The organism is Rothia nasimurium (assembly GCF_004569295.1).
GTDB classification, from domain to species: domain Bacteria; phylum Actinomycetota; class Actinomycetes; order Actinomycetales; family Micrococcaceae; genus Rothia; species Rothia nasimurium_B.
In genome coordinates, this window is sequence record NZ_SPQC01000017.1 from 19,309 (window position 1) to 31,470 (window position 12,162).

At 61.8% G+C, this 12,162-nt stretch carries 13 protein-coding genes; 8 read left to right on the plus strand and 5 right to left on the minus strand.

Features of this window, described 5'->3' with window-relative positions; all coding sequences use genetic code 11:
- Window positions 1-35: 35 nt before the first annotated feature.
- The 3 genes from E4U03_RS05995 to E4U03_RS06005 all read right to left on the minus strand — a co-directional run bounded on the left by E4U03_RS05995 (window position 36) and on the right by E4U03_RS06005 (window position 2,951).
- Complete coding sequence (locus E4U03_RS05995; RefSeq protein WP_245207678.1) at window positions 36-1,178, minus strand: YgfZ/GcvT domain-containing protein; 1,143 nt, start codon at window positions 1,176-1,178, stop codon at window positions 36-38.
- Window positions 1,178-1,843, minus strand: a complete 666-nt coding sequence (locus tag E4U03_RS06000; protein WP_135012440.1) for an FABP family protein — start codon at window positions 1,841-1,843, stop codon at window positions 1,178-1,180. Before E4U03_RS06000 ends, E4U03_RS05995 begins: the two co-directional genes overlap by 1 nt.
- A 355-nt stretch (window positions 1,844-2,198) precedes the next feature.
- The gene (locus tag E4U03_RS06005) at window positions 2,199-2,951 is read right to left on the minus strand and encodes a hypothetical protein (RefSeq protein WP_135012442.1); all 753 of its coding nucleotides are present in this window, start codon (window positions 2,949-2,951) and stop codon (window positions 2,199-2,201) included.
- A gap of 149 nt (window positions 2,952-3,100) precedes the next feature.
- Here E4U03_RS06005 and E4U03_RS06010 point away from each other — a divergent pair, with 149 nt between their 5' ends.
- The 8 genes from E4U03_RS06010 to E4U03_RS06045 all read left to right on the plus strand — a co-directional run bounded on the left by E4U03_RS06010 (window position 3,101) and on the right by E4U03_RS06045 (window position 11,231).
- Window positions 3,101-3,787, plus strand: coding sequence for a response regulator transcription factor (locus tag E4U03_RS06010; RefSeq protein ID WP_135012444.1), 687 nt, complete (start codon window positions 3,101-3,103; stop codon window positions 3,785-3,787).
- 35 nt (window positions 3,788-3,822) lie between these two features.
- A complete protein-coding gene (gene mshD / locus E4U03_RS06015; protein WP_135012446.1) occupies window positions 3,823-4,794 on the plus strand; it encodes a mycothiol synthase in 972 nt (323 codons plus the stop codon).
- A gap of 35 nt (window positions 4,795-4,829) precedes the next feature.
- Window positions 4,830-7,058, plus strand: a complete 2,229-nt coding sequence (locus tag E4U03_RS06020) for an RNA degradosome polyphosphate kinase (protein WP_135012447.1) — start codon at window positions 4,830-4,832, stop codon at window positions 7,056-7,058.
- Window positions 7,059-7,153: 95 nt separating this feature from the next.
- Window positions 7,154-8,185, plus strand: a complete 1,032-nt coding sequence (locus tag E4U03_RS06025; RefSeq protein WP_228065923.1) for an NUDIX hydrolase — start codon at window positions 7,154-7,156, stop codon at window positions 8,183-8,185.
- A gap of 7 nt (window positions 8,186-8,192) precedes the next feature.
- Window positions 8,193-9,014, plus strand: coding sequence for a thymidylate synthase (locus E4U03_RS06030; RefSeq protein WP_135012449.1), 822 nt, complete (start codon window positions 8,193-8,195; stop codon window positions 9,012-9,014).
- A gap of 16 nt (window positions 9,015-9,030) precedes the next feature.
- Window positions 9,031-9,660 carry a dihydrofolate reductase gene (locus E4U03_RS06035; protein WP_245207679.1) on the plus strand — a complete coding sequence of 210 codons (630 nt, stop codon included), beginning with the start codon at window positions 9,031-9,033 and terminating at the stop codon, window positions 9,658-9,660.
- Window positions 9,657-10,796: an aspartate-semialdehyde dehydrogenase gene (asd, locus tag E4U03_RS06040; protein WP_135012451.1), complete on the plus strand. Its 1,140-nt coding sequence runs from the start codon at window positions 9,657-9,659 to the stop codon at window positions 10,794-10,796. Before E4U03_RS06035 ends, asd begins: the two co-directional genes overlap by 4 nt.
- 9 nt (window positions 10,797-10,805) lie before the next feature.
- Complete coding sequence (locus E4U03_RS06045) at window positions 10,806-11,231, plus strand: GntR family transcriptional regulator (RefSeq protein WP_209304130.1); 426 nt, start codon at window positions 10,806-10,808, stop codon at window positions 11,229-11,231.
- Here E4U03_RS06045 and E4U03_RS06050 read toward each other — a convergent pair.
- Both E4U03_RS06050 and E4U03_RS06055 read right to left on the minus strand, forming a co-directional pair.
- Entirely contained in the window at window positions 11,228-11,536 is a 309-nt protein-coding gene (locus tag E4U03_RS06050) for a hypothetical protein (RefSeq protein ID WP_135012453.1), read from the minus strand. The genes E4U03_RS06045 and E4U03_RS06050 overlap by 4 nt on opposite strands.
- Before the next feature lie 222 nt (window positions 11,537-11,758).
- The gene (locus tag E4U03_RS06055; protein ID WP_135012455.1) at window positions 11,759-12,160 is read right to left on the minus strand and encodes a PGPGW domain-containing protein; all 402 of its coding nucleotides are present in this window, start codon (window positions 12,158-12,160) and stop codon (window positions 11,759-11,761) included.
- Window positions 12,161-12,162: the final 2 nt, after the last annotated feature.

Here is a 12,162-nt window from a genome sequence, read left to right on the forward strand (position 1 = left end):
GTGCTGTGTCTACCGTGGTGCGAGCTCAGAGAACCCTAGCGCAGAAAGTCCCCCATGTTCCGGCGTCCTGCCACCTGGCCGGCGTCCGGAGCGACAATCACGGTCTGGGCGGCAGCGTACTGGCTGGCTGCGGGGTTGCCGTCGGCGTCCGTATCTCCCCCGTCCACCACGTGCAGGGTGGCGGCGGGGTCAACCGATCGCTTCAGGACGGCCAGGGCGATAGGCCCAGCCTCATGGTGCAGGGCCACCGAGGTTACGGTGCCCACCTTCTTCTCACCGTTCATCACGGCAGAACCGGCAGCGAGCAGGGTGTGCTCGGAACCGTCCAGGTCGAGGAAGGTCAGGCGGCGGGGCGGGTGCCCCAGGTTATGCACGCGGGCCACGGTCTCCTGGCCCTTGTAGCAACCCTTCTCCAGGTGCACGGCGGTGCGGAGCAGGTCGAGCTCGTGGGGGATGGTCTTCTCATCGGAGTCCACGCCCACGCGCGGCCGCCAGGCCTCAATGCGCAGGGCCTCAGCAGCCCAAACCCCGGCCAGCTGAGCCCCCTCGATTGTATCCAGCAGACGGTGGGCGGGCACGATGGTCAAGTAGCGGCGGTAGGCGGACGCCGGGTGCTCCCCTTCCCCAGCGGACGCGTAGGTGTAGCCCCCGGGGGCGATACCAGCGCCCCAGGGGTCAGTCCAGACGATGCCGCCTGCCAACACGGCGTCCGCCCCATCGACCTCGCGCGGGTCAAGGGTGGAACCCAGCACCGCGTAGGTTTCGGTGCGGTCGGTAATCTCAACGCGCAGCATGAACTTCATGCGGTTCAGATACTCGGCCAGGGGCGCGGCCTGGTCCCGTTCGGTGATCAGCCAGACCGAGCCGTCCTTCTCAACAGCAAAAGCGGAGAACTCGATGCGGCCCTGCGGGGTCAGCAGCAGAAGCTCGGTAGAGTCCCCCTCCCCCAGCCCGGCTAAGATCTGACTTGAGAGGGTGGTCAGCCAGCTCAGGCGGTCCTCACCCGCAACCGTCACCACGCCCAGGTTGGAGTGGTCAACCAGGGTAAGCCGGGTACGGCGGGCCAGGGCCCGCTGCTCAGCAACCGGGTCGCCGTAATGGGCAGCGACCCCGGCGTCCGCCCCGGACGCCGCAAAAGCACCCGGGCGAGACAGCAGGGGGCTACGGTAGGCAGTCACTACTGGTCACCTGCAAGGTTTTCGCCGCCGAACATGGTGGCACCCAGGTCTTCACCGGTCATGGACGAGGTCTTACGCAGCTCAGCCGAGGCGTGCTTCTCAAGCTTGCGGGTTTCGGGGTTAGCGGTTTCCCAGTCCCACATCAGGTTGCCGTTGACCAGGCCCCAGAGGCGTACAGAACCGGCATAGTCCTTGGTGATGTCGTCCTTGAGCATGTTGCCGGTCTGCATACGCACCACCGGGCCCTTAATCATGCCCACGTAGTTTTCGGTCAGGCCGCCGGGGTGGGCGATGGTAGCCAGCAGGTTGAAGCCGCCGTCCTCGTTGCGCAGGGACTCAACGGACTCGGCGTCCTGGTGCACGGGAACCACATCTGCAGGCACCAGGCCGGGCCCGACGTCGCCGTCCATCTGGGGGCGGTCAATCTGCCAGAAGCCGGTCTCAACGGTGATGGTGCGTAGCTTCTGGCCCTGGTCATCGAGCAGGAAGCTCTCGGCGCGGTATTCGATAAAGGGCAGGCCGTCCTGGCTGAAGGTAATAATCTGCCCGAAAGGGGTTGATTCTGAGCCCTCGTACCAGAGGGAGCCGGTACCCTCCCAGGCGCCCAGCAGCCAGGAGAAGGGCACGAGTTCGGGGGTAAGGTTGGTGGGAATTTCAATAGCCATACACACCAGTGTAGTGCGGGAGATGTGCGGGCGGCAGGGCGTCCCGACAGACGACTGGCTGGGGCTGGCATGAATTGCTCATTCGCACCAGCGAATCAGCAAGAAGGTTAGTCGTCAGAGGGGCGCCCCTGCCGCCCGCTTTCCCCTACTCCCCTGTTGGTCAAGCTTTAGGGCATAAAGAAAACCGGCCCTCGCGCAACAGTGCGCGGGGCCGGTGCTGATAAGCCTGTGGGTTGCTTACTTCTGGCCGCGGAAGAGGCCGGTGAGTACGAAACCGATGCAGGTGAAGATAGCCAGACCTGCCAGGCCCAGAAGGACAAGGAAGAAAATTTCAAGTGCAAGAATACTCATACCGCTACCCTACCACGCGAGTGAGGAAAGTCGCACACACATAGGCGATGACGCCGATAAATGCTACAGGTGTTACGCCCAGGGTGACGGCACCGCGGCGGGGCCCTTCCTTGGGGCCTGCCGAAACAACCCGGATGCCGATAAGACCCAGCAGCAGGCCAACGGCCAGGCCGATGGTGATGACGGGGTAGGCGGTTTCAACATCCCTGGCCAGGATGGCTAGACCCACCCAGCCTGCCACCGATACCGAGGCCAGCACACCTGAGACGCAGCTGATGACCGACTCCAGGCGCCCCACTGCGCCTTCGCCACGGGCAAGTTCTGCCATGAAGCTTGCGACCACGCCCACCGCGGCGATGGCGGGTAGGAAGGCCAGAGGTGAGTCGCCGGTGTTGAGCCAGGAGTAGAGCAGGGAAGCTACGCCCGATACCAGCACGATGACGGAGTGGGAGGTGATGCGGCGACGTCCGCGCAGTTCGGCGATGCCGGTGGCTGCGGGCCAGCCGCCAGCGATGAGAAGGACGGCGCCCAGCCCGGTGAGTGCTGCGAGGTCGGGTGAGGTAGCCGCGGTGATGACCAGGGCTATGAGGGTGACGAGGGCTGAGAGCGCCACCAGTGTGTAGCGAGATCGGGGGGTTGCGCCGATGCGCCCGATGGGCCCTTCGTAGACGGTTTTCTGCCTGGCCCGGCGGAGCTTGGTGAGCTCGGGGACGAAGGTGCGGATAGCTCGGGTGTGGGTGGGGTCTTTAGTCGTCACTCTGGGGTTTCATCTCGCTGTGTGGTGGGCCGGTGGTGTGGGTTCCGGCATTCTTCTTATCTTCCCGTATTACGAACCTGTTTATCAACGTCTGTGGCCTGCGTTTTATACTGGTGCTTGAGTTGACCTGTTCTAGGGAGTGTATGAGCGTGCTGCATATTGTCGTATTGAGTGATTCTGCGACCGATGGCGCCGATGTCACTCAGTCGCTGGGGTTGTTGGCTCATCAGATATCTGTTCTTCCTCTGGGCGCTGCGCCGTCCATGGTGCAGGCTGCTGGGCCCGATGTGGTCTTGGTGGATGCCCGTGAGCAGTTGGTGGCGGCCCGTAACTGTGCCCAGCTCTTGAAGGGGGCCGGTTTTACTACGCCGCTGTTCATGGTGCTTACCGAGGGCGGTATGGCTGCTGTTGCGTCGCACTGGATGGTGGACGATATCGTGCTTGAGTCGGTGGGTCCGGCTGAGCTTGAGGCCCGTTTGAGGTTGCTGACGGCGCATGTGGCTGAGGAGCCTGAGCCTGAGAGCACGGTGATTCGGGCCGGTGGTATCACGGTCGATGAGGCCTCGTATTCGGCTCGTTTGCAGGGATCGCCTCTGAACCTGACCTATAAAGAGTTTGAGTTGCTGAAGTTTTTGGTGCAGCACCCCGGGCGGGTTTTTACGCGTGCCCAGCTTCTCTCTGAGGTGTGGGGTTATGACTACTACGGTGGTACGCGCACGGTTGATGTACATATTCGCCGACTGAGGTCCAAGTTGGGCCCTGACCATGAGCAGTTGATTACGACGGTTCGCAACGTGGGGTATAGCTTTAACTCGGCGCGGTCGGATTCTAGGTAGGCTTAGAGGAGCTGCGATGTGTGTAGGAGGCGCGTGTGGTCTATGAAATTGTTTCACCCAAAGTTTCGGGTGCTGTGCTAGCTGATTTTGAGCGGTTGACTGAGCTGGCCCGGCGGCAGGACGGCGCCTCCCCCTTTTCTGAGCAAACCTTTGTTGAGCTGCGCAAGGCAGCTGCGGGGGCGGACGCCGGTGGGCGGCTTTTTAAGGCCCGGCAGGCTGGTGCGCCCCTAGGTTTTACGGTCCTGGTGAGGGAGGGCGAGCTCTGGGTGCTGGAGGCCGCTGTTGCCCCCGATGCCCGTGGCCAGGGTCTTGGTTCGGCCCTGATAGGCGCGGCGGTTGAGGCTGCCGGTGATGAGCCGTTTCGGGCCTGGGTGCACGGTGGTTCTGATACGTCTAACCCTGCCCTGCAGGCGGCAACCCACCTGGCCGGTAAGCTGGGCTGGCGCCCTACTCGCGAACTCTACAAGCTGAGTCTGCCCCTGACCGATGGGGCGCGGGCGAGCGTCCGCGCCGCTGCCCAGGCCCGCCCCCTCCCCGCTGACCTAGCGCTGACCACCTATACCCCCGACCAGGCTGAGGCCTGGGTGCAGGTCAATGCGCAGGCCTTTGCCCACCACCCCGAGCAGGGGCGGCTAACCCTCGATGACCTTGCGGCCCGCACCGACGCTGACTGGTTCCGCGCAGAAGGGTTCTTCCTGGCGGTAGAACAGGACGGGCAGCTGGTAGGCTTCCACTGGACCAAGATTCCTACCGGCCAGGGCGAGCGCCCCGAAGGGGAAGTCTATGCGGTGGGCATCGCGCCCACCTGGCAGGGTAAGGGGCTGGGTAAGGCTCTGGCCCTAGCCGGTATGGCCTATCTAGCCGATGCTACCGACGAGTCCGGCACGCCCCTTGACCGCATCGTCCTCTACGTTGATGCCGACAATACCGCCGCTGTAGCCCTCTACCGCTCTCTCGGCTTTACCTCCCTCACCATCGACCGACAGTACGCACCTGCCCACCCCTAATCTTTACCACCGCCCCTCGCACTGAAAGGCAGACCATGACCACCACACCGGCAGAAACCCCGGCCCACCCCCATATCAACGGCGATATTAACAAGCTCGAACGCGCCGAAACCCGCGTAGACCGCATCGACGTGGGCGAAAAAATTAAGCAGCCCAACCTCGAAGGCGACTTCGGCAGCGACCGCTTCCTCGACCGCGAAATCAGCTGGCTTGAGTTCAACACCCGCGTGCTCGAACTGGCCGAAGACCCCAACCTCTACCTGCTAGAGCGCCTGAACTTCCTCTCCATCGTCACCAGCAACCTGGACGAGTTCTTCATGGTGCGCGTAGCCGGCCTCAAGCGCCGTATCGCCACCGGCATCGCCGTGCCCTCAGCAGCCGGGCTCTCCCCCGAAGAACAGATGGAAGAAATCTCCGAGGCCGCCCATGCCCTGCAGGAGCGCCAGTACCGCGTCTTCCACGAGCAGGTCTACCCCGAGTTGGAGAAGGAAAACATCCGTATCATCGGTTGGGCAGACCTCTCCTCCGCTGAGCAGGAGCGCCTCTCCCGTTTCTTCCGCGCCGAGCTCTTCCCTGTGCTGACTCCCCTGGCTGTTGACCCGGCCCACCCCTTCCCCTACATTTCTGGACTGTCGCTCAACCTGGCCGTCATCGTCCGCAACCCCCAGACCGGCAAGGAGCTCTTCGCCCGCCTCAAGGTGCCCGAAGCCATCGAGCGAATGGTGGCCGTTAACGGTGCCCGCTCGGTCAAATCCTCCTCGGGCGAAGTCCGCTTCATCCCCCTTGAGGTCATTATCGCCGAGCACCTCGACATGCTCTTTCCTGGCATGGAGGTCGTGGAGCACCATGCCTTCCGCGTCACCCGCAACGAAGATCTCGAAGTTGAAGAAGACGACGCCGAGAACCTGCTCAAGGCCCTAGAAACCGAGCTGCTGCGCCGCCGTTTCGGCCCCCCGGTGCGTCTGGAGGTTGAAGACACCATCAACCCCACCATCCTTGATTTGCTCGTTTCAGAGCTGCGTATCGACGAGCACGAGGTGTACAAGCTCCCCGCTCCCCTCGATTTGCGCGGCCTGTCCGATATCGCCAAGACCAACCGCCCGGCCCTGCACTACCCCAAGCACATCGCCCACACCTCCCGCTGGCTCAACGCCAACGAAACCTCCAAGGCAGCCGACGTCTTTACCGCAACCCGCGACCACGACGTCCTGCTGCACCACCCCTACGACTCCTTCGCCACCAGTGTGCAGGCCTTCCTGGAGCAGGCTGCGGCCGACCCCGCCGTCCTCGCCATTAAGCAGACCCTCTACCGCACCTCCGGCGATTCCCCCATCGTAGACGCCCTCATTGAGGCAGCCGAAGCCGGCAAGCAGGTGCTAGCTCTGGTTGAGATTAAGGCCCGATTCGACGAAGAGGCCAACATCAACTGGGCCCGCAAGCTGGAACGCGCGGGCGTGCACGTGGTCTACGGCATCGTGGGCCTCAAGACCCACTGCAAGCTCTCCCTGGTCGTACGTAAAGAGGCGGACGGGCTACGCCGCTACTGCCACATCGGCACCGGTAACTACCATCCCTCCACTGCCCGCTTCTATGAGGATCTCGGTCTCATCACCTGCGACCCGCAAATCGGTGAGGACGTCTCCCGCCTCTTCAACCAGCTTTCCGGCTACGCCCCCAAGACCACCTACAAGCAGCTGCTGGTTGCCCCCCGCTCCCTGCGTTCGGGCCTGATTGACAACATCAACAAGGAAATCGAGCACAAGCGCGCGGGCCATGCCGCCAAGATTCAGATCAAGTGCAACTCCATGGTCGATGAGGCCATCATCGACTCCCTCTACCGCGCCTCCCAGGCAGGGGTTGAGGTCAACGTGGTCGTTCGCGGTATCTGTGCCCTGCGCCCCGGAGTCCCCGGTCTCTCCGAGAACATCAAGGTGCGCTCAGTCCTGGGCCGCTTCCTCGAGCACTCCCGCGTCTTCACCTTCGAAAACGCCGGCAACCCCAAGGTCTACATCGGTTCAGCAGACATGATGCACCGCAACCTCGACCGCCGCGTCGAAGCCCTGGTGCACGTGAAGGCAAAAGCCCACATCAAGTACCTGCTCGATATGTTCGACAACTACCTCTCAGAAAAAACCAGCAACTGGCACCTGGGGTCAGACGGCACCTGGAAACGCCACCACCTGGCAGAAGACGGCTCGCCCCTACGCGATGTGCAGGCCTACTACCTGGCTAGCCGCGACCAGAAACGCAACAAGCGAGCCTAAGCCGGGCGCAGGCGTCCGCGCCTTGCCCACCGCTCACAGCTAAGGGGCATAGAATGTCCTTGGGTTAACATTCGGTTAACTCAAGGACATTCTCAATGCCCGCCCACACCCACGGAGCTTCCCACATGCCGCACACCGAGACCTTCTACGCCGCCCACACCCACGACGGAGCGCTCTCGCTCAGCCGGGGCCCCCACAACCGGGCAGCTATCAACGCAGCAGGCGCCATCATCTGGCGCTGGCACCACGACCAGGTGCAGGTCCTCATCATTCACCGACCCCGCTACGATGACTGGTCCTGGCCCAAGGGCAAGCAGGACCCCGGCGAAACCCTGCCCGAAACCGCCGTCCGGGAAATCCGCGAAGAGGTCGGGCTCAACGTCACCCTCGGCGCCCCTCTAGCGGTGACCGCCTACGAGGTCAAAGGCAAGCCCAAGGAGGTCTACTACTGGGCAGCCGAAGCACCCGCCGGGCAGAAAGCCGTTGCCGACGAGGGCGAAGTGGACGAGCTGCGCTGGGTCACCCCAAAACAAGCCCGCACCATGCTCACCAACGCCACCGACAAAGAGCCCCTCGACACCCTACTGGCCCTAGCCCACGCACAGAACCTGCGCACCCGCCCCGTGATTATCGTCCGCCACGCCAAGGCCAAACCGCGCGCCAGCTGGGCCGGGGCCGAAGGCGAGCGCTCACTTGCCGCTACCGGCAAGCGCCAGGCCCTGGCGGTAGGACGCCTGCTGGAGGCCTGGCAGCCCGAACGCATCATTTCCTCCCCCTGGGTGCGCTGCATGCAGACGGTCTCCCCCTATTCGAAGGCCTCTGGTATTTCCATCAAGGAGAAGCGAGCCCTAACCGAAGCCCACCATGCCCGGGCGCCCAAGCACACGCGTAAGGTGGTCGAGTCCCTCTTTGAGAAGCGGGAAAAGTCGGTCATGCTCTGCACCCACCGCCCGGTGCTGCCTACCGTCCTTAAGGTTCTGGGCGAGCACCTGAATAAGCAACTACGCCCCCACCTGCCCGTGTATGACCCCTACCTCAAGCCCGGGGAGATGTGGGTCTTGCAGGTGTCTGTAGCCCACCCCAAGACCGTGGTGTCGCTGGAACAAATTAAGCCTTTTGACGACTAAAGAAGATATGACTGTTATTCCTACCCCCTACGAAGACCTGTTGCGCGAGATTATGGCGACCGGCGACGAGAAAGCTGACCGCACCGGCACCGGCACCAAGAGCGTCTTCGGCCGTCAAATGCGCTTTGACTTATCTGAGAGCTTTCCGCTGATTACCACCAAGAAGGTGCACTTCAAGTCGGTGGTTATTGAGCTTCTCTGGTTCCTGCGCGGGGAGTCCAACGTGCGCTGGTTGCAGGAGCGCGGCGTGACTATCTGGGATGAGTGGGCGGACGAGGACGGCGAACTGGGCCCGGTCTACGGGGTGCAGTGGCGCTCCTGGCCGGCCGGTGACGGGCAGACCATCGACCAGATTGCCAAGGTGCTTGACTCGCTCAAGAACAACCCCGATTCCCGCCGTCATATTGTCTCTGCTTGGAACCCGGCTGAGGTTGACGATATGGCTCTGCCGCCCTGCCATGCCCTCTTCCAGTTCTACGTGAAGACCCGGGAGGACGGCCAGAAGGAGCTCTCCTGCCAGCTCTACCAGCGGTCTGCCGACATGTTCCTGGGCGTGCCCTTTAACATTGCCTCCTATGCCCTGCTGACCCAGCTGATTGCTGAAGAGGTGGGTATGGTGCCCGGTAAGTTCGTCTGGACCGGCGGTGACTGCCACATCTACTCCAACCACTACGAGCAGGTCACCGAGCAGCTTTCACGCGAACCCTACCCCTACCCGCGCCTGCGCATTAAGAATAAGAAGCCCTCAATTTTTGACTACGAGTTTGAGGACTTTGAGCTGGTAGATTACCGCCACCACCCCCTCATCAAGGCCCCAATTGCGGTCTAGGGCCGAGGAGTTGAGCGTGAACGGTGACCAGCTAAGCAGCTCGGGTACCCTGCCCGAGCTAGCAGCTATCTGGGCGCAGGCAGGCAACGGGGTGATTGGCCGCGACGGCGATATGTCCTGGTATGCGCCCGAGGATCTAGCCCATTTCAAGACCTTGACTCTGGGTGCCCCGGTCATTATGGGCCGGGTAACCTGGGAGTCTTTCCCTCCCCGTTTCCGCCCCCTGCCGGGGCGACTCAACCTTGTGATTACACGTTCTGTCTCGCAGGTTGAAGAAAAGGACGGAGCCGTCTGGGCGCCTTCTCTCGATGCGGCTTTGGGGGCGGCGCAGAGTTTAGCTCCGGACGCCCCCACCTACTGGGTCATTGGCGGCGGCTCCCTCTACGCCGAGGCCCTACACCGTACCGACCTGCCCGGAGTAGCGGGTGGGCAGGTAGCCCGGGTGGAGCGCACCCTCTTTGAGACTGAGATTCCCGGTGATACCTATGCCCCTGAGCTGGGTGCCGACTGGGCGCTAGTTGCTGATGGCGCGCCCGTCCGCTCAGATCGGGGCTACGCACTAACCGCCACCGGTGAGAAGCTCCCTCTCACCATGCGGTTCCAGACCCTGCGCCGGGAGCCCGTAAAAGCTAGACTGAAACCATGACTTTTACATCTGGTGATTCCGTAGGCTTTGTTGGTTACCGTGGCATGGTCGGCTCCGTGCTCATGAAGCGCATGCTCGAAGAAGGTGACTTCGAGGGTATCAACCCGGTCTTCTTCTCCACCTCCCAGGCCGGTTCAGCAGCCCCCACCTTCGGCGGCGCCCTCGAAGAGTCCACTCTCAAGGACGCCCACGATATCGACGAGCTCGCCAAACTGCCCGTCATCGTGACCGCCCAGGGTGGCGACTACACCAAGGCAGTACACACCCAGCTGCGCGAGCGCGGCTGGAGCGGTATCTGGATTGACGCCGCCTCAACCCTGCGCATGAACGATGACGCCGTCATTGTGCTTGATCCCATCAACCGCGATGTCATTGACCGCGGCCTGGAGTCAGGGGTTAAGGACTTCATCGGCGGTAACTGCACCGTCTCCTGCCTGCTCATGGGCTTGGGCGGCCTGTGGAAGCAGGGGCTGGTTGAGTGGGGCACCTCCATGACCTACCAGGCAGCCTCCGGTGGTGGCGCCCGCCACATGCGCGAGGTACTCAAGCAGTTCGGCGATATCAACGGCTACGTAGCAACCGAGCTGGACGACCCCGCGTCCGCCATCCTTGAAATCGACCGCAAGGTGCTGGAACTCCAGCGCTCCGGCGACCTCGATACAACCCAGTTCGGTGTTCCCTTGGCCGGTTCACTGATTCCCTGGATCGACTCTGACCTGGGCAACGGCCAGTCCCGCGAAGAGTGGAAGGCCGAGGCTGAGTCCAACAAGATTCTGGGCCTTGAGGGTGATGACCGCGTGGTTCTTGACGGCCTGTGCGTGCGTATCGCAACCATGCGCTCCCACTCCCAGGCTCTGACCCTGAAGCTCAAGGAAGACCTAACCGTTGAAGAAATCGAGAAGATCATCGATGAGGACAACGAGTGGTCAAAGGTTATCCCCAACACCAAGGACGCCACCGTCGAGGGTCTGACCCCCGTTGCGGCGTCCGGCACTCTGGATATCCCTGTGGGCCGCATCCGCAAGCTCAACATGGGCCCCCAGTACATCTCTGCTTTCACCGTGGGTGACCAGCTGCTATGGGGCGCCGCAGAACCCGTGCGCCGCATGCTGAAGATTGCGACCGGCACCCTTTAAACTGGTGCTATGACCAAGAACGAGATGCCCCCGATTCACGACTCCCACGAGGAGCTGTGCGGGGGCATCCGTGCTTTAAATTTTAGGGTTGATAAGGGGGCGGACGTCCCGCCCTACTCCCAGCTACGGCGGGCTATTATTGCGGCGAGGGCTTCCGGCGCCCTAGCTGCCGGTGACCGGCTACCGCCTATGCGGGCGCTGGCTGCCGAAACAGGACTGGCAGTAAATACAGTGGCTAAGGCCTACAAGGAGCTGGAAGCCGCCGGTGCTATTGAAACGCACGGCCGGGCAGGATCCTTTATTACGGCCCTCGACTCAACCGCGCACAAGGCGCAGACTCTGACCGAAAAGTACATTACAGCCATGCGCAAACTGGGCTTTGAAGACCAGCAGATCCACGAGACTCTGGACCATATGCTGGGGTTCGAAAGCTAGAACCCATTAGACTCAAGAGTCTCAGCAAACCTCACCAGCCCAATTTTTCTCAACCCCATCAGGTACTCCCTGTGAGTTACCTCTGGATTCCTCATGTCTCGCACAATTTCTTCAGCAATTTGTTTGATTCTCTGAAGGTTCAGCGCAAACCTGTCGCAGAGAAAATCATCTGGGTGAACAGCCCTCACATCAAATGGAGCTAAAGCTTCTTCAGGGAAGTCTTTCAGATTAAAAGTAACGATAAAGTCAGCACGGGCTCGAACTGCCACTGCTAAAACATGGCGATCTTTAGGGTCGTTCCCCATCTAATGTATCAGCGATTCATACTCACGAAGTTCTGCATCTGGGAAATATTTTTGCATATTTCTCACGCGCTTTTCAGCCTGCCCAGGCGTTCGCCTGAACGCTGTCTGCAAGTTGCGTTCTACTTCCTCTAGAATCCCATGCGACCAGAGGGGTCTGTACTCTTTGGCATCTGCTAGGCGCAGAAGTAAGTCGCATGTTGGCATCGGTAACAGTTCGAAATATTATGATATTTGCCTGTAGTGGCAGCCCGTTGGACAGTAGTGGCTGCGGTTGCTACGGCTGGCCCAGCGGGCGGCGGTGCGACGGCGGTGAGCTCGATGCCGCTTAGCTTCTAACTGCCGCCAGATATTCAGCACCTTAGCTTTCGCCCACACGTTCAGGCGGTGAGCCCAGTGGAATTCAGTACCCCACAGGCTCATGCCCATGAAGATGAAAAGCCAGCCGGGGCCGGGCGTCACCAGCATGATAATACCGGCGACGATGCACAAAAAACCTAGCCCGATAATGAGCAGGCGGTAGAGCAGGAGCAGGGCGGCGTGCCGCCCCATAAAGGCACGGAAGCGCTCCATACGCCGGTGTAGGCGTCCGCCCTGCCCGCTCTCAATTTCTTTCTCTAGGCTCATGA